Origin of the sequence: Streptococcus suis, from assembly GCF_002964045.1 — a bacterium.
In the GTDB taxonomy this organism is placed as follows: Bacteria; Bacillota; Bacilli; order Lactobacillales; family Streptococcaceae; genus Streptococcus; species Streptococcus suis_U.
On sequence record NZ_POPB01000610.1, the window covers coordinates 1 to 274 of the forward strand.

Annotated in this window: 1 protein-coding gene; it reads right to left on the reverse strand. The window is 36.1% G+C overall.

What is annotated here, in order from left to right; genetic code table 11:
- The coding region (locus C1E99_RS13125; RefSeq protein ID WP_161951223.1) for a serine hydrolase at window positions 1-274 on the reverse strand (274 nt) is incomplete at both ends.

Sequence of the window (274 nt, forward strand, 5' to 3'; positions counted from 1 at the left end):
AGATCCTGCGTAAACAATCGCTACATCGTGTTTGACATCATCTGCATCGCCAATTTTATGAGCAACTGGAACTGAGATGTCTTTCGAAATACGTTGATTATCAAATTGAGTAGATAACAAACTTTCTAGCACATAGCCATTTTGAATATATAAGGCTTCCATCATTTTCCCTGCGATCTCAGCTGAAGTTTCACGTGTAACCATACTCCACTCACTACCTGTTTTAGCAGTTATTACTTGATAAAAATTGGAATCGAATTTATTAGCTACATAA